This is a genomic window from Salipiger sp. PrR007 (assembly GCF_010499845.1).
Taxonomy (GTDB): domain Bacteria; phylum Pseudomonadota; class Alphaproteobacteria; order Rhodobacterales; family Rhodobacteraceae; genus Salipiger; species Salipiger pacificus_A.
Genome location: NZ_JAAGOZ010000009.1, coordinates 148,224 through 164,469, shown reverse-complemented (window position 1 = coordinate 164,469; position 16,246 = coordinate 148,224). Strand labels below are relative to the sequence as shown.

The 16,246-nt window shown below is 67.3% G+C and carries 16 protein-coding genes and 1 pseudogene; 13 read left to right on the top strand and 4 right to left on the bottom strand.

Annotation, left to right across the window (positions count from 1 at the left end; translation table 11 throughout):
* Positions 1-1,563: pseudogene (locus G0Q01_RS02500) on the bottom strand (chromosome segregation protein SMC); the annotation flags it as partial.
* Entirely contained in the window at positions 1,560-2,696 is a 1,137-nt protein-coding gene (locus tag G0Q01_RS02495) for a metallophosphoesterase (protein WP_164196587.1), read from the bottom strand. The gene G0Q01_RS02495 and the pseudogene G0Q01_RS02500, both read right to left, overlap by 4 nt.
* A 226-nt stretch (positions 2,697-2,922) precedes the next feature.
* On the opposite strand from G0Q01_RS02495, the gene G0Q01_RS02490 reads away from it, so the two are divergent.
* Genes G0Q01_RS02490 through G0Q01_RS02455 form a run of 8 tightly spaced genes read left to right on the top strand, consistent with a single transcriptional unit; the run spans position 2,923 to position 8,944 of the window.
* On the top strand, positions 2,923-3,102 hold the full coding sequence (locus tag G0Q01_RS02490) for a hypothetical protein (RefSeq protein WP_164196586.1): 180 nt from the start codon (positions 2,923-2,925) through the stop codon (positions 3,100-3,102).
* Positions 3,102-3,260 carry a hemin uptake protein HemP gene (gene hemP, locus G0Q01_RS02485; RefSeq protein ID WP_370457288.1) on the top strand — a complete coding sequence of 53 codons (159 nt, stop codon included), beginning with the start codon at positions 3,102-3,104 and terminating at the stop codon, positions 3,258-3,260. Before G0Q01_RS02490 ends, hemP begins: the two co-directional genes overlap by 1 nt.
* 54 nt (positions 3,261-3,314) lie before the next feature.
* Positions 3,315-4,577, top strand: a complete 1,263-nt coding sequence (locus tag G0Q01_RS02480; RefSeq protein WP_164196585.1) for an imelysin family protein — start codon at positions 3,315-3,317, stop codon at positions 4,575-4,577.
* A 14-nt stretch (positions 4,578-4,591) separates the two neighbouring features.
* Positions 4,592-4,888: a bacterioferritin-associated ferredoxin gene (locus G0Q01_RS02475; protein ID WP_108965185.1), complete on the top strand. Its 297-nt coding sequence runs from the start codon at positions 4,592-4,594 to the stop codon at positions 4,886-4,888.
* On the top strand, positions 4,836-5,321 hold the full coding sequence (gene bfr, locus G0Q01_RS02470; protein WP_108965186.1) for a bacterioferritin: 486 nt from the start codon (positions 4,836-4,838) through the stop codon (positions 5,319-5,321). Before G0Q01_RS02475 ends, bfr begins: the two co-directional genes overlap by 53 nt.
* Complete coding sequence (locus G0Q01_RS02465; RefSeq protein ID WP_164196584.1) at positions 5,281-6,855, top strand: di-heme oxidoredictase family protein; 1,575 nt, start codon at positions 5,281-5,283, stop codon at positions 6,853-6,855. Before bfr ends, G0Q01_RS02465 begins: the two co-directional genes overlap by 41 nt.
* Positions 6,856-7,863: an imelysin family protein gene (locus G0Q01_RS02460; protein ID WP_164196583.1), complete on the top strand. Its 1,008-nt coding sequence runs from the start codon at positions 6,856-6,858 to the stop codon at positions 7,861-7,863.
* Positions 7,864-7,867: 4 nt separating this feature from the next.
* Positions 7,868-8,944: a DUF1513 domain-containing protein gene (locus G0Q01_RS02455; protein ID WP_164196582.1), complete on the top strand. Its 1,077-nt coding sequence runs from the start codon at positions 7,868-7,870 to the stop codon at positions 8,942-8,944.
* 122 nt (positions 8,945-9,066) lie between these two features.
* On the opposite strand, the gene G0Q01_RS02450 is transcribed toward G0Q01_RS02455, so the two are convergent.
* Complete coding sequence (locus G0Q01_RS02450; protein WP_108965190.1) at positions 9,067-9,615, bottom strand: peroxiredoxin; 549 nt, start codon at positions 9,613-9,615, stop codon at positions 9,067-9,069.
* Positions 9,616-9,896: 281 nt separating this feature from the next.
* Between G0Q01_RS02450 and lipA the strand changes: the two genes are divergently transcribed.
* Positions 9,897-10,847 carry a lipoyl synthase gene (gene lipA / locus G0Q01_RS02445; RefSeq protein ID WP_164212998.1) on the top strand — a complete coding sequence of 317 codons (951 nt, stop codon included), beginning with the start codon at positions 9,897-9,899 and terminating at the stop codon, positions 10,845-10,847.
* Between the two features lie 181 nt (positions 10,848-11,028).
* On the opposite strand, the gene G0Q01_RS02440 is transcribed toward lipA, so the two are convergent.
* Positions 11,029-11,457, bottom strand: coding sequence for a hypothetical protein (locus tag G0Q01_RS02440; protein ID WP_164196580.1), 429 nt, complete (start codon positions 11,455-11,457; stop codon positions 11,029-11,031).
* A gap of 432 nt (positions 11,458-11,889) precedes the next feature.
* Between G0Q01_RS02440 and G0Q01_RS02435 the strand changes: the two genes are divergently transcribed.
* The 4 genes from G0Q01_RS02435 to fabF all read left to right on the top strand — a co-directional run bounded on the left by G0Q01_RS02435 (position 11,890) and on the right by fabF (position 16,246).
* On the top strand, positions 11,890-12,588 hold the full coding sequence (locus G0Q01_RS02435; RefSeq protein WP_164212997.1) for a YoaK family protein: 699 nt from the start codon (positions 11,890-11,892) through the stop codon (positions 12,586-12,588).
* Positions 12,589-12,711: 123 nt separating this feature from the next.
* Positions 12,712-13,995 (top strand): DUF3422 family protein, encoded by a 1,284-nt coding sequence (locus tag G0Q01_RS02430; RefSeq protein WP_164196578.1) that lies wholly within the window; start codon positions 12,712-12,714, stop codon positions 13,993-13,995.
* A gap of 85 nt (positions 13,996-14,080) precedes the next feature.
* Entirely contained in the window at positions 14,081-14,875 is a 795-nt protein-coding gene (locus tag G0Q01_RS02425; protein ID WP_164212996.1) for a glycosyl transferase, read from the top strand.
* A 111-nt stretch (positions 14,876-14,986) separates the two neighbouring features.
* On the top strand, positions 14,987-16,246 hold the full coding sequence (gene fabF, locus G0Q01_RS02420; RefSeq protein WP_164196577.1) for a beta-ketoacyl-ACP synthase II: 1,260 nt from the start codon (positions 14,987-14,989) through the stop codon (positions 16,244-16,246).

Genomic DNA, 16,246 nt, shown 5'->3' with positions numbered 1-16,246 from the left:
CGCGGCGCGGGTTTCCTGCAGCTGGGCTTGCGCCCTGCGGCGGGCACGGGCTGCCTCGCGCGCGCCCTCGGGACTGTCGCAGCCTGTGGCGGCGAGTGCGGCTGCCAGGGCCTCGCGCGCCTCGTCCAGCGCGCCGGTCTGCGCGGCGGCGCCGGGATCGAGCGACAGGCGGCCGATGCCGGGCAGCTCGAGCGTTGCGGGTCCATCGAGGGGGCGCTCGCTGGCATCGGGCAGGGGCGTGCCGTCGAGCAGCACCTCGGCAGCGCCGGGGGCGTAGTCAAGCCGCAGCTTGGGGGCGGTGCGGGCGTGGAGTTCCTCTTGCACGCGCAGTTCGGTCAGCGCGCGGTCGAGCGACTCCATCGCTGCTGTGTCCGGGCCGCGCTGCGCTGCGGTGTTCGCGGCCTGCTCGGCCTGCGCCAGGGTGCGCGCCTCGGTCAGGCGCTTTTCCAGCGCCGAGCGCTCGGCCTTCACCCGCGCCTGCTGCGCCGCCTCCTGCGCGGCGGCCTGATCTTTCTGCGCGGCGCGCTGCGCGGCGCGGGCTGCGTCGCGGGTGGTGGTCGCCTCGGCCAGCTTTGTCTTCGCGGCGGTGGCGGTCGCGCTGGCCTCTGCCTCTGTCTCGACAAGCCCCGCAAGCCGGGTCTCGGCCTCGGCGACGGCGGCGCGGGCGCGGGTGAGCGCCACGGCTCTCTCGGCGGCGGCGTCGCGGCGCGCCTCGAGCGCGGCGACCTGTTCAGCGGCGCGTTTCTGGCGCTCGGCAAAGGCGCGGGCGGTCTCGGCGGCGGCGCGCGCCTCGGTGAGCCGCGCCTCGCGGGCGGCCTGCGCCTCGGGGTCCTGCAGCTCGGAAAGCTCGCTGCGCAGCCGGCGGCGGTCGGCGATGGCCTGCTCCAGCGCCTGTGCAGTGTCGGTCAGCGTGTCGCGCCGGGCGCTCAGCTCCGCCACCTCGTCCTCGGCGGCCTTCAGTGGCCCTCCCGCCTTGGGTTTGCCCGAGGCGGTGACCAACTCGGCAAGCGCGGCCTCGGTCTGAGCCAGCGCGCGATCCATCCGGCGGCCGCCGGTCAGCGCCTCGACCTCGCCCGCAACCGAGGAGAGAAGGTCGCGCCGGGCCTTGTGGGCATGGTCCTGCTCGCGCCTCTCGCCCTGGTCGAGCGCCACAAGCCCTTGCCGCACCCAGAGCAGCCCCGCGGGGCCCCCGTCCTCGGGCGATTGGGTGAGGGCCGAGAGCCACTCTTCCGCCGCCTCGCCCTTGGCGACGAGGCGGGTGCCCTCGTGGACCTCTGCCATGGGGCGCGAGAGCCAGCGCTTGGTGAGCCGGTAGCGGCGGCCGTCATCCTCGATCTCGGCAGAGACCATGGGCGCGCCGCCTGCGTGCGGGCGCAGCGCGGAGATTTCCTTAGCGCGGCTGCGGTGCGGGACAAAGAACAGCGCCTGCAGCGCATCGAAGAGCGTGGATTTGCCGTCCTCGTTGGGCGCGGACAGCACGTTGAGACCGGGGCCGAAGCCCTGCACCGTCACCGGGCGGGCAAAGCGGCGGACGTCCGAGAGGGTGACCGAAAGCAGCTTCATGTCTTGCCCTCCTGCAGCAGCCCGTAGAGGCGGTTCAGCGCTGCGGAGGCGACGGCGCGCTCGCGCGCGGCGGCGTCGGTGTCCTCGGCCGCCTCGGCCAGCCGCTCGGCGGCGATGCGCAGCGCTCCGGCGCGGTCGATGGCATCAAGGTCCGACAGCTCGTGCTCGGTGCCAAGCGCGGTCGTGTCGAGCTCGAAATAGCCGAAGTCGGGGGCGACCTCGCGGGCGGCCTCTTCCAGAGCGGCGCGCCCGGCGAGCGTGGTGCGACCCTCGGCGCGCAGGCGCAGCAGGTGGTCGCGGCGGGCCGCACGGCCCTCGGGCAGGGCGTCGTGCAGGGCCTGGGCCGCGTCCTGAACGGGCAGCAGCGGCAGGGCGATGTCCTGCCAGTGGTAGAGGCCGGTCTCGATGGAGTCGATCCGGGGAGGCTCGCCGGGGCCGGTGAGGGTGATCGAAAGGCAACCGCCGCGGCCCTCGTGACGGAAGCCGTCGCGCTCGGGCGTGCCGGAGTAACGGGTGCGCGGGCCGAGGGCGATCTGCCCATGCCAGTCGCCGAGCGCGAGGTAGTCCAGACGGGCGCTCTCGGCCCGGTCGGGCGGAATCACCTCGGAGGCGCGGGCGTCGTCCTCGTCGAAGCTGCGCACGGCGCCATGCGCGAGACCGATGCGCAGCGCGCCTTCGGGTGTCTCGGCGGCGGGCATCCAGGCGGTGAGATCGTAGCCCGGGAACTTCCGAGGCAGGGGCGCGGGCAGCAGCCAGGCGCCGGGCGCCATCTCGATCGGTTCGGCTGTGTCCAGCAGGCGCAGGTTGGCGGGGGCGCGGGCGGCGACCTCGGACCAGAGTGCCTCGGCCCCGAGGCTGTCGTGGTTGCCGGGCAGCACCCACCAGGTGAGGTCTTCCTCGGCTCCGAAGGCATGGAGCGCCTGCACGAGCACCCGCGGGCTCGGGGTGGGCGTGTCGAAGAGATCCCCGGCGATCAGCACATGCGCCGCGCCCGCCGCGCGGGCGGCGCCCGCGAGCCGCGGGATCGCGCCGTGGCGTGCCTCGGCAAGATGCGGACGGATCTCCTCGGGCATGGCGGCGAAGCGCCGGCCCAAGTGAAGGTCGGAGGCGTGGATGAAGCGGAAGTCGGCCATGATGTCCCCTTTGCGCAAGTGATTGCGCATCTCATCGGCGACCGCAACGCGAACAGGGTACAATTTCGCCGGGACTTCTGAACTTGTGATGTCCGACGAAATTTGTCGGATTGACAAACCCGATCTATTTGCTCAGTTTTGTCCGCAAGCAAGCCACCTCGTGCCGATTACGATCCGGTGCCCGGGGGAGCCGACAGTCGAAGCCACTGGAAGAGAAGGGGCCGTCGTGAAGCACGAGATCGGGTATTCGACCGCGGCCGAGGCCTGCGCGGCGCGGGCCGACCTTCTTGCCATGGTCTTCGGTGCCTTCTGGCCGGCGGAGGGGGCGCTCGAGGCGCTTCTCGACCGCGTGGAAAATTCGCGCGACGAGCCGCAGGCGCGTTCCGCACGAGGAGTGAGACAATGATGATTGACCGGTTCAAAACCGACGTAGCACAACCCGTAATTCCGCGTCACGATGCGCGCCTGCTGACCGAGAGCGGCAACCTTGCCGAGATCGAACTCGATGGGCAGGTCTACACGCTGCGCATCACCAAGGCGGGCAAGCTGATCCTGACCAAGTAAGACGTCGCCGCCAGCCGCAACACCAATAATAAAGCCACGAGGGGACAGACCTAGATGAAATTCCTGACCACATCCGCACTCGCGCTGACCATCGCCGCTCCGGCGCTGGCCGCGACCGACAAGGCCGCTGTCATCGAGACCTACGCGAACATCGCGCAGGCCGGTTACGAGGACAGCCTGAGCACCGCCAAGGCGCTGCAGGACGCGGTAGCCGCGCTGATCGCCGCGCCGTCCGAGGACACGCTGGCGGGCGCGCGCGAGGCCTGGCTGGCTGCGCGCAACCCCTACCAGCAGACCGAGGTCTTCCGCTTTGGCAACCCGATCGTCGACGCGTGGGAAGGCAAGGTGAACGCTTGGCCGCTGGACGAGGGTCTGATCGACTACGTGGACGAAAGCTACGGCGGTGCCTCGGACGAAAACCCCTTCGCGGCCTCCAATGTGATCGCCAACCCGACGCTGGAGCTGGCGGGTCAGGAAGTCGACGCGTCGCTGATCACGCCCGAGCTGATCGCCGACACGCTGAACGAGGCGGACGGCATCGAGACCAACGTGGCGCGCGGCTATCATGCCATCGAGTTCCTGCTCTGGGGACAGGACCTCAACGGCACCGAGCCGGGCGCTGGGGATCGTCCCTATACCGACTACGTCGTCGGTGATGACTGCACCGGCGGCAACTGCGACCGCCGCGCGGCCTATCTTACGTCTGTCACCCAGCTGCTGGTCTCGGACCTCGAGGAAATGGCGGCGAACTGGGCCGAGGGCGGCGCGGCGCGCGAAGAGGTCAGCGCCGATGCCGACGCGGGCATCGTGGCAATGCTGACCGGCATGGGCTCGCTTTCCTACGGCGAGCAGGCGGGCGAGCGCATGCGCCTCGGGCTGATGCTCAACGACCCCGAGGAAGAGCATGACTGCTTCTCGGACAACACCCACAACTCGCACTTCTACGACGGCAAGGGCATCCAGAACGTCTATCTCGGCAGCTACACCCGCGTCGACGGCAGCACCGTCGAGGGCGCGTCGCTGAGCGATCTGGTGTCCGAGACATCGCCGGAGCTCGACGCCGAGATGAAGGCCAAGCTCGACGCCACGATGGCCGCGCTCGGTGCGATCAAGACCGCTGCCGAAGAAGAGGGCTTTGCCTATGACCAGATGCTCGAGGCGGGCAACGAGAAGGGCGAGGCGCTGATCATGGGCGGCGTCAACGGTCTTATCGACCAGACCCGGACCATTGAGCGCATCGTGACCTCTCTGGCGCTCGAGGGCATCGAGTTCGAAGGGTCCGACAGCCTCGACAGCCCCACCTCCGTCTTCCAGTAAAAAGGACCGGAACGATGATCGTCTGCCACTGCATGGGTATCTCGGATCGCGACATACATGCGGCGATCGACTGGATGCGGCACTCCGACCCGCAGACGATCATCACGCCCGGAAAAATTTACCACGCCTTGGGTAAAGCTGCCGATTGCGGGGGGTGCATGCCGCTGTTCTTGCAAACCATGCGACGCAACGACAATCTGGAGGTACCCATGCACCTGCGCAACCTGCGCGGAGGCAGATCAACACAGGAAGGCGCTTATGAAGGGCGACGAGAAAGTCATCGAGTACCTCAACAAGGCACTGCGTTCTGAACTCACCGCGGTCAGCCAGTACTGGCTGCACTACCGGCTGCAGGAGGACTGGGGGCTTGGCCACATGGCCAAGAAGAGCCGCGAGGAAAGCATCGAGGAGATGCACCATGCGGACAAGCTGATCACCCGGATCATCTTCCTCGGCGGTCACCCCAACCTGCAGAAGCTCGACCCGCTGCGCATCGGCCAGACTCCCAAGGAGACGCTCGAGGCCGATCTCGCCGCCGAGCAAGAAGCCCGCGCGCTCTACAAGGAAGCCCGCGAGTACTGCAATTCCGCCGGCGACTACGTCACGATGAAACTCTTCGAGGAGTTGCTGATGGACGAGGAAGGGCATATCGACTTCCTCGAGACACAGTTGGACCTCTACGAAAAGCTCGGAGAAGAACGCTATGCGCTTCTCAACGCGTCCAAGATGGACGAAGCCGAGTAGCCTCGCGCTCTGCGCCGCCCTCGCGGGCGGCGCGTCCCTTGCTGCCGAGGGCTCACCCGCTGACGGGATAGCGCCCGGGCTGCAGGACCTGCATCTTCACATCCTTCCCCGCACCGAGGACGAGAGCAAGCGCATCGCCGCGGTGACCGCCTGGGCGCAGGACTTCTCGGCCCCCGAGCAGTTCGAGGAGCTGCCCGCAGGGGCGGCCACCGTGCGCCCTCTGCGCAGTGCCGAGGCCTTTTCGCAGCCCTCGGGCAACATGGAGTTCGACCGCGAGCTCGAGTTCAAGGTGGGCAACGGGCTCTTTCGCAAGCTCTGGGTGTCCTCGCCCTCGTCGACCCGCGCGTCGGACGGGCTGGGGCCGCTCTACAACGCGCGTGGCTGCCAGAACTGCCACTTGAAGGACGGGCGCGGCCATCCGCCTGCGGGGCCGGACGACGGCGCGGTGTCGATCTTCCTGCGGGTCTCGGTGCCCGCCGATCCCGGTGCCGAGATGCCGCGGATCGCCGAGTGGATCGCCACTGACCCCGACCCGGTCTACGGCACCCAGATCCAGGATTTCGCCACCGTCGGACAGGGCGGCGAGGCGCGCTTCGAGGTGAGCTACGAGGAACGCCCGGTGCCGCTTTCGGGCGGCGAGAGCGCCTCGCTGCGGGTGCCCAGCTACGCGGCGGGTGATCTCGCCTATGGCCCGCTCGGCGAAGGGGCCATGCTCAGCCCGCGCGTCGCGCCGCAGATGATCGGCCTTGGCCTGCTCGAGGCGATCCCGGCGCAGGACATCCTCGCGCTGGCAGACCCCGAGGACGCGGATGGCGATGGCATTTCCGGCCGCGCCGCGATTGTCTGGTCGCTGGAGCACGATGCCCCCATGCTTGGGCGCTTTGGTCACAAGGCGGGGATGGCGACGATCCGCGAGCAATCCTCGGCAGCCTTTGCCAGCGACATCGGCATCTCGACGCCGCTGCATCCCGACAAGTGGGGCGATTGCACCGCCGCACAGACCGCCTGCCGCGCGGCGCCGGGGGGCGACGATCCCGAGCGCGGCGGCTTCGAGGCGGATAGCACGGCGCTCGAGCTGGTCACCTTCTACAGCCGCAACCTCGGCGTGCCGGCGCGGCGCGACGTGGACGACCCGCAAGTGCTGGAGGGCAAGCGCGTCTTCTACGAGACCGGCTGCCCCGCCTGTCACACCCCGAAATTCGTCACCCACAGGCTCGACGCTCAGCCCGAGCAGAGCTTCCAACTGATCTGGCCCTATTCCGACATGCTGCTGCATGACATGGGCGAGGGGTTGGCGGACCATCGCCCCGAGGGCCGCGCCACGGGGCGCGAATGGCGCACCGCGCCGCTCTGGGGCATTGGCCTCACCCAGCGGGTGAGCGGCCACACCACCTATCTGCACGACGGACGGGCCCGCAGCCTGCTGGAGGCGATCCTCTGGCATGGCGGCGAGGCCGAAACGCAGCGTGGCAAGGTGGTTTCCATGGTGCCGGCGGACCGCGCGGCGCTGATCCGGTATCTGGAGAGTTTGTGAATGAAGACCAGCCTGACCCTTTGCGCCGCCCTGCTGGCGGTGCCCCTTGCCGCGCCGCTTGCCGCCCCTGCCGGAGCCGGTGTGCCCGAGGCCCTGAGCGCGCATATCCTGCCCGCCTTCGCCGGCTTCGCGCAGGCCACCGAAACGCTCGCCGGTGCGGCGCAGGCCGATTGCACCGCCGCGTCGCTGCAGGACCTCTGGATGCATGCCTTCGACATGTGGAACGCGGTGGCCGACATCCACATAGGCCCTTCCGAGACCGGGGCGCTGCCCGTGGCCTTCTGGCCCGACAGCCGCGGCTTCACCCCCAAGACGCTGAAGCGGCTGATCGCGGGCGAGGAAGAGATCGGCCGCGATCCGGTGGCCTACGGCGATGTCTCGATCGCCGCGCGCGGGCTCTACCCGCTGGAGTACATGCTCTACGATCCGGAGTTCTCGGACTACGAGAAGGGCAGCTATGCCTGCACGCTGGTGCAGACCATGACCCGCGATCTCGCCCGTCAGGCGGCGTCTCTGGATGCCGGCTGGGAGGGGCAGTTCGCCGACGTGCTGCGCACCGCCGGGCAGGAGGGCAACGCCACCTACATGGCCGAGGACGAAGCGATCCGGGCGCTCTACACGCAGATCCTCACCGGGCTCGAGTTCACCGCCGACACACGCCTTGGCCGGCCCCTCGGGACCTTCGAGCGGCCGCGCCCGACCCGCGCCGAGGCCTGGCGCTCGGGCCGCAGCCTGCGCAACGTGCTGCAGGATTCGCAGGGCGCCTACGACATGGCCGCCGCGCTTGCCGATTGGGAGCTTCCGCAGAGCAAGGCGGCGCTTGAGCGGCTGTACGAGCTGGCGCAGCGGGTCGAGGATCCGAGCTTCCAGAAGGTCGACGACCCGACGGAGCGCCTGCACGTCGAGATCCTCCAGCAGCAGGTGCGCGCGCTGAGCGATGCCCTGGAGCTCGAGATCGGCACGCGGCTCGGCATCCAGCCGGGCTTCAATTCGGGCGACGGGGACTGATCACATGACAACACGGCGCTCTTTCATCGCCAGCCTTCTGGCCGTCTCTGCCGCCCCCGCGACCGGCTGGGCGGCGGTGGGCGACCCCACCTATCTGGCGGCGGCAAAGCAGGCCGACGGCAGTTTCGTGCTGATCGGCCTGCGCGAGGGCGGCGAGGAGGCCTTCCGCGTGCCGCTGCCGGCGCGCGGCCATGCCGCCTGCGCCCATCCCACCCGCGCCGAGGCCGTGGGCTTTGCCCGCCGCCCGGGCACCTACGCGCTGGTCATTGACTGCACGTCGGGCGAAGTGCTGCACGAGCTGAGTGCCCCCGAGGGCCACAGCTTCAACGGCCACGGCGCCTTTTCCGCCGACGGCACGGTGCTCTTCACCTCCGAGCAGGTGGCCGAGGGCAGCGCCGGGCGCGTCGGCATCTGGGACGTGGAGGCCGGCTACCGGCGGGTCTCGGATTTCCCGACCCATGGCCTTGGCCCGCATGAGCTGCGGCTGATGCCGGACGGGCAGAGCCTCGTCATCGCCAATGGCGGCATCCAGACCGATGCCTTCGACCGCAATCAGCTCAACATCGACACGATGCAGCCGAACCTCGCCTACGTGGGCCTTGACGGCGCGCTCTTGGAGATGGTCGAACTCGCGCCCGAGCTGCAGCAGAACTCGATCCGCCATCTTGCGCTGCGGCCCGACGGGCTGGTGGGCTTCTGCATGCAGTGGCAGGGCGAGGCGGGGGCGGCGACGCCGCTTCTGGGGCTGCACCGCCGGGGCGAGGCGCCGGTGCTCTGCGATGCGCCGCTCGAGGATGAGCTGGTGATGAAGGGCTACGCGGGCAGCGTCGCCTTCGCCGGCGAAGGGCGCGAGATCGCCATCACCTCGCCGCGCGGCGGGCGGATGCACCGCTTTTCGGAGACGGGAGATTTTCTCGGGGCGGTGTCGCGCACGGATGTTTGCGGGCTGGCAACCCACGACGGCGGGTACATGGCCAGCGACGGGCTCGGCGGGCTGATCCTGGTGCAGGGCGAGACGCCGAAGCCGCTGCGCCGGGCGGATGTGGCCTGGGACAATCACCTGGTGCGCATCTCGGGATGAATCCGCGCGCCCGATGGCTTTGACCTGGGGTCGGGCGGGGCTGGGCTGGACCGGGCGGGTGCAGCCCAAAATGAAAAAGCGGGCCGCAATGGCCCGCTTTCCGCATCGCTTCGGCGAAGGGCTTACGCCGCCGCTTCGCTCTTTGCGTTCGCCAGGTACTCCAGCAGGTTTTCCGGGCTCGACACGCCGTAGGGATCCTCGCCGTGGTTGTCGCACAGGCCGGGCTCTTCGAACCATGCCTCGACCACGCCGTCGTCGATGATCGCCGCATAGCGCCAGGAGCGCATGCCAAAGCCCAGGTTGTCCTTGTTCACCAGCATGCCGATGCGGCGGGTGAACTCGCCCGAGCCGTCGGGGATCACCTTGACCGCATCGAGGTTCTGCGATTTCGCCCATTGGTTCATCACGAAGCTGTCGTTGACCGACATGCAGTAGATCTCGTCGATGCCCTGCGCGCGGAAGGTCTCGGCGTTCTTTTCGAAGCCCGGCAGCTGGTAGGTCGAGCAGGTCGGGGTGAAGGCGCCCGGCAGCGAGAAGAGGATCACCCGCTTGCCCTTGAAGTAATCCGCCGTGGTCATGTCCTGCCAGCGGAAGGGGTTCGGGCCTTCGAGGGACTCGTCGCGGACGCGGGTACGGAAGGTGACATTGGGCAGCGCAACGCCGGTTCTCATTCTGGTGTCCTTTCAGAAACAATCAAAGTCGGGTCTCTTCCCTTGAGGTGGGGATAGGAGGGCCGAGCGGCGGGCGCAAGCAGAAGCCTGGGGTTGCGGCGCTGGCGGGCCCGGAATGGCCGCGGCCTGCCCGCCGATTGCGCTTTGCGCAGGATCGGCGTAGGGGAGGCGGCGATACGTGCAGTCCCGGCGGCGGGACCGAACCGGGGGCGGGGCTGGAACCTCTCGCGGAAGAGGTCTATCCTCCGGGGCAACCTGACCCACATCGCGGGGGAAACGCTTTGCGAGACCTGAAGATCCCGGCGCAGCGCCATCCGGAGAAGGCGCATCGTCCCGACAATGCCCAGCCCAAGAAACCGGACTGGATTCGCGTCAAGGCGCCCGGCGGCGCGGGCTACAACGAAACCCGCCGCATCATGCGCGAGAACAAGCTCGTCACCGTCTGCGAAGAGGCCGGCTGCCCCAACGTGGGCGAGTGCTGGAGCCAGGGCCACGCGACCATGATGATCATGGGCGATATCTGCACCCGTGGCTGCACCTTCTGCAACATCGCGACCGGCCGTCCCGAGACGCTCGACGTCTTCGAGCCCGGCCGGGTTGCCGACTCGGTTGCCAAACTGGGCCTGAACCACGTGGTGATCACCTCGGTGGACCGCGACGATCTCGACGACGGCGGGGCCGAGCATTTCGCCCAGACCATCCGCGCGATCCGGCACCGCTCGCCCGAGACCACCATCGAAATCCTGACGCCCGACTTCCTCAAGTCCAAGCCCGGCGCGCTGGAGACCGTAGTCGCGGCGCGCCCCGACGTGTTCAACCACAACCTCGAGACCGTGCCCGGCCTCTATCCCACCGTGCGCCCCGGCGCGCGTTACTTCCACTCGCTGCGCCTGCTGCAGCGGGTCAAGGAGATGGACCCGCATATCTTCACCAAGTCCGGCATCATGGTCGGCCTTGGCGAGGAGCGTCAGCAGGTCGTGCAGGTGATGGACGACATGCGCGCCGCCGACATCGACTTCCTGACCATCGGCCAATACCTGCAGCCGACGCCAAAGCACCACCGGGTGGACCGCTTCGTCACCCCGGACGAATTCGCCTCCTACGAGAAGGCGGCCTTCGGCAAGGGGTTCCTGATGGTCTCGGCGACGCCGCTGACCCGCTCGAGCTACCACGCCGGCGACGACTTCGCGCGCCTGCGCGCCGCCCGCGAGGCGAAACTCGCCAACGGCTGAAGCGCCGGGCAGCGATTTCGAAAGACAGGGAGGGGCGGGGCCGAAAGGCCGCGCCCCCTTTTCTTTTGCCAGCTCCTTTGGCCTGCCAGCCACAGGGAGGCACCCGATATCCCCTGCAATTCGCTGCGGGACCAATAGACCCGCGAACGTCACAGGCGGTTAATTGGCAGGGGCGCGACTATTATCTTTCGCAGACGAGATCTCTCACGATGGATAGGTCGGTATATCTGTCGTAAAGCGTGATCATATAGCGGACGCTGGACATCGGCGGCTGGTCGCCATGCGACAGCGGATTGCGCGAAAAAGCCCCAAATACCGTCCCGGTCGCGTCGACCACGACAAGCCCGGCGCCTTTCGCGTTCCAGGGACTGTCCGGGCTGTATTTCGAGCCGAAGGGGCCATGGATGTTCCAGAGGCTTTTCGACAGGTGGCGCGAGCCATAGCTGCCCGTCTCGTTGCAAATGGAGTCCGGTTCCTGCGGGGCGCACGTCAGGCAGCCAGCAAATCTGGTCTGCGTGTCCGCGTCAAAAAGCAGGAGGTCGATATCCTTCGCTTCGACGAAGGAGGCCGCAAACATGAACAGGAGCGGCAAAATCTTTAATATGGCCATGCAACAAAACCCGAGGCACAGAAAACACAAACTAGCTTACCATATTAGAATTGAGCCTGACCGAGGGGCTGTCCATATTAATTTGGAGGAATGTGAATTGATATATGGAGTGGCGTAAATTTGCGACGCCGTTCCTGGTATTCAGGTTGCAACTTTTTGTCGCAGGGCGGAATTGGAGCTGCCTCGGAGCCGGTCTCGCGAGGGGCGGTTCGGGCGGGCGAAGGCAGCTGGAAAGCTTCCTGGGTGTAAGTATCCGTAACTGCTACGTAATTCAGATAGATTCCACGCCATTGCAGAAGCGGGAAATGCCGGGAAACAGCGGCAGGGGCCACGTCGCGCAGGACCTTCGGTCAGGCTGACCCGCCGCAAGGTCTTTGCGCTCCGCCACCGCGCGTCCTAGGATCCCGAGGTCACGAGGGGAATGGGTGAGACATGCTGATCCGGGTCGGGGATGATCGCAGCGGGGTCATCGATCTTTTTCTAGCCGGTCTGCTGTCGTCCGTCTCGGGCGCACTGAATGCGGTCGGCTTTCTTATCGCGGGGTCGTTCACCGCGAATATGACCGGCAATATCTCGGCCTTCGCTGATCACCTCGCAAGCGGCGCGGTCCTGCTGGCGCTGTCCTTCCTGGGGCTGGTGGCGGCCTTCATCTTCGGCGCGGGCTTGGCGGCGCTGGCGATCCAGACCGGCGAGGCGCGGGGGCGGCGGGGGATCTATGCGCAGGCCATCGCGGTCGAGGGCATGCTGGTCCTCGCCCTTGGAGCGTTGCTCCTGATCTGGCCCGCCGCGCCGCAGGCGCTGCTGGTCATCGTGCTGAGCTTCGTGATGGGTCTGCAGAACGCGGTGACGACGATGATCTCGCGGTCACGGGTGCGCACGACGCATGTCTCGGGGATGGCGACCGACATCGGCATCGGGCTGGCGGTGCTCTTCACCAATATCGGCGCGCGCTGTGACACGCTGGCGAAGCTGCGGCTGCACAGCCTGACGCTGGCTTGCTTCGCGGGGGGCGGCGTGCTGGGCGCGGTGCTCTTCGGCAGCGTCGGGGCTTGGCTCTTTGCCATCTGTGCCGCGGTGCTCCTGCTGATCTCGGTCCCCGAGCCGCTGCGGGCCCGCCGTGGGTGGGGCTGAACCGCCGCGGCACTTGAGGTTGTATACGAATGTATTCATTTAATTACCTGATATAGAAGGATTAATTCCTTTACATTACCTTGGGGCGCGATAGTGTCGCCGCACCATCCCGGAGCCACAGCAATGCCGCCGATCAAAGACCACCCGCTGCGCTACGAGCTTGCCAACGAGCTTCATGCCCGTCCTTTCCCCTCGCTCGACGTGCCCTGCCGGGCGGTTTATCTTGCGGTCAAACGCCCGCATGATGCCGCCTCGCGCGATCGCGACGAGGACATCGCGCATCTGATCGAGCTGCTCGACCGTCATGGCGCGCAGCATCCGAAGCCCGATGCGCGGCACTACGCCGGGCGGATCGGCAAGGCCGAGATCAAGTGGGAGCTGCACACCGAGTTCGTCACCTACACCGCCTTCCTGCCGGGACTCGGCGACGTGCCCTTCGATCCGCGCGACTTCGGCGTCTTTCCGGAGGACTGGCTCGCGGCGATGCCCGGCGTTCGGATGACCTCGGCGATGATCCGCATCGTCGAGCGTCCGGCCGATCCCGCGCGGATCAAGTCCGACCTCGCCGACTGGTTCGTCACCGACAGCGTCGCGGTGAGTTCCATGCTCGACGATGCGCTGGTGGCGGCGGGGGATTTCCATATCGACCCGGCGGGACACCAGCGCTTCGCCGTCTTCTCCAGCGAGACCACCGGCGCGCAGCGGGTGGGGCGCGTCGTGCAGCGGATCTGCGAGATCGAGGTCTACAAGACCATGGCCATGCTCGGCTTTACCCGGGTCAGCGCGATCCGCACCGATCTGACGCGGATCGACGAAAATCTCACCCGGCTTTCCACCGAGATGACCAGTGGCGCCACCCCCGAGGAAGAGGTGCTGAGGGCCTTGCTCGGGGTCTCGGCAGAACTCGAGACGGTACAGGCGCAAAGTGCCTTCCGTCTTTCGGCCACGGCCGCCTACGAAGCGCTGGTCAACCAGCGTATCTCGGTGCTTCGGGAAGAGCGCTTCGAGGGGCGGCAGACCTTCCGCGAGTTCATGGCGCGGCGCTTTGATCCGGCCATGCGGACCGTCAAGAGCAGCGAGAAGCGGCTGGCAGAGATGTCGGCGCGGGCGATGCGGGCGGGCGAGCTTCTGCGCACCAGCGTCGAGGTCAAGCGCTCGGCGCAAAACCAGGAAATCCTCGCCAGCCTCGACCGCCGCGCCGACCAGCAGCTGCAATTGCAGACCACGGTCGAAGGGCTCTCGGTGGTGGCGATTTCCTATTATGCCGTCTCGCTGGTGGGGTATCTGCTCTACCCGGTTTCCGAGGCGGTGGGGGTCTCGAAAGGCACGCTCACGGCTCTGGCCGTGGTGCCCGTGGCGCTGCTGGTCTGGGCGGGCGTCCGGCGAATCCGCCACTCGGTGCACTAGCGGCGACAGCGACTTTTCCCGCGAGAGGTTGGCACTTGCCCGCGCTTTGGTCTAAAGCGCAGGCAAGACCGACCCGGAGAGCATCATGCGCGCCAATATCTTCTGCATCAAATGGGGCACCGCCTTTGGCCCGGAATACGTCAACCGGCTGTATTCCGGCGTGCGCCGCCACATGGACCGCCCGGTGCGTTTCTTCTGCATGACCGAGCACGCCGAGGGGCTGCACCCGGATATCGAAATCATCGACCTGCCGGTGGAACCTTTCGCCGAGCCCATGGCCGCAGCGCTTGCCGTGGCCAACCGACAGGGCGCGATGCGCAAGGTGTCGCTGTTCCGCCCCGGGCTCGTGCCCGACCTCGACGGGCCGGTGCTGGGCTTCGATCTCGATGTCGTGATCACAGGCCCGCTGGGCGAGCTCCACGATCTTGCGCCGGGCACCATCGCCATGCGCCACGACTGGACCGAAAAGCGCAAGGGACGGCCCACCGGCCACGGCTCGGTGTTCCGCTTCGATCCGGCGCGGCACGGGTTTCTCTACGAGGACCTTGCGGCGAACGCCTATGCCGAGGTCGAGAAAGCCCGCGGATCGGAACAGCGCTACACCTCGCACAAGGCGATGGATCGCGGAGTTTTCACATATATTCCGGACCCTTGGGTCGTTTCGTTCAAGTATGACTGCAACCCGTTCCCGGGCAATTGGCTGCATGCGCCGCGCCTCCCCGAGGATGCCCGCGTGGTCTGTTTCCACGGCCATCCCAAGATGTCCGAGGCGCTCGAGGGCTATAACGGAAGCTTCATCCGCCATTCCAAACCCTGCGACTGGCTGCGCGAGCATTGGATCGACCGGGCGCAGGCGGATCTCGGCGCAGACTGGGCCTGAGGGCATTCCGGGTCTAAACCCAGACCGAAATTAACCGTTATGCTTGCCGAGCAAGCCGCCCGCGCGGTATGAGCGGCGTCAACATTGGGAACTTGATAGAGAGGCAGAGCAATGCGTCGCGTTGTGGTTACCGGGCTGGGGCTTGTCACGCCGCTGGCGGATGGGGTCGAGAAAAGCTGGGAACGTATTCTGGACGGGCAATCGGGCGCCGGGCCGATCAAGGGCTTCGACACTGAGGGACTGACCACCACCTACGCCTGCGAAGTGCCGCTGGGCGACGGCTCTGACGGCACCTTCAATGCCGACACATACATGGAGCCGAAGGAACAGCGCAAGGTCGACACCTTCATCCTCTTCGGCATGGCCGCCGCGCAGCAGGCCGTAGAGGATTCCGGCTGGCTGCCGACCGAAAAGGAAGACCAGGAGCGCACCGGCGTTCTGATCGGCTCGGGCATCGGCGGGCTCAACTCGATCGCCAACACCGCCGTCATGATGCAGGAAAAAGGCCCGCGTCGCGTGTCGCCCTTCTTTGTGCCGGGCGCGCTGATCAACCTGATCTCGGGTCAGGTTTCGATCAAATACGGCTTCAAGGGACCGAACCACTCGGTGGTCACCGCCTGCTCGACCGGCGCGCATGCCATCGGCGACGCGATGCGCCTCATCAAGTACGGCGATGCCGACGTGATGGTCGCGGGCGGCGCCGAGGCGGCGATCTGCAAGATCGGCATCGCCGGCTTCAACGCCTGCAAGGCGCTGTCGACCAAGCGTGCCGACGATCCGACCAAGGCCAGCCGTCCCTATGACGCCGACCGTGACGGCTTTGTCATGGGCGAGGGCGCGGGCATCGTGGTTCTGGAAGAATACGAGCACGCCAAGGCACGCGGCGCGAAGATCTACGCCGAGGTGATCGGCTACGGCCTTTCGGGCGACGCCTACCACATCACCGCCCCGTCCGAGGACGGCGACGGCGCCCTGCGCTCGATGAGCGCGGCGCTGAAGTCGGCGAGCCTCGAGCCGGGCCAGATCGACTACATCAACGCCCATGGCACCTCGACCATGGCCGACACCATCGAACTCGGCGCGGTCGAAAAGCTGCTCGGCGATCACGCCGGCAATGTCACCATGTCGTCGACCAAGTCGGCCACCGGCCACCTGCTCGGCGCCGCCGGCGCCATCGAGGCGATCTTCTCGATCCTCGCGATCCGCGATCAGGTCGCGCCGCCGACCATCAACCTCGACAACCCGGCGGTCGAGACGCCGATCGACCTCGCGCCCAATGCCAAGCGCGCGCGCAAGATTGACTATGCGCTCTCCAACAGCTTCGGTTTTGGCGGCACCAATGCGAGCGTGATCTTCGGGAAGGTCAGCTGA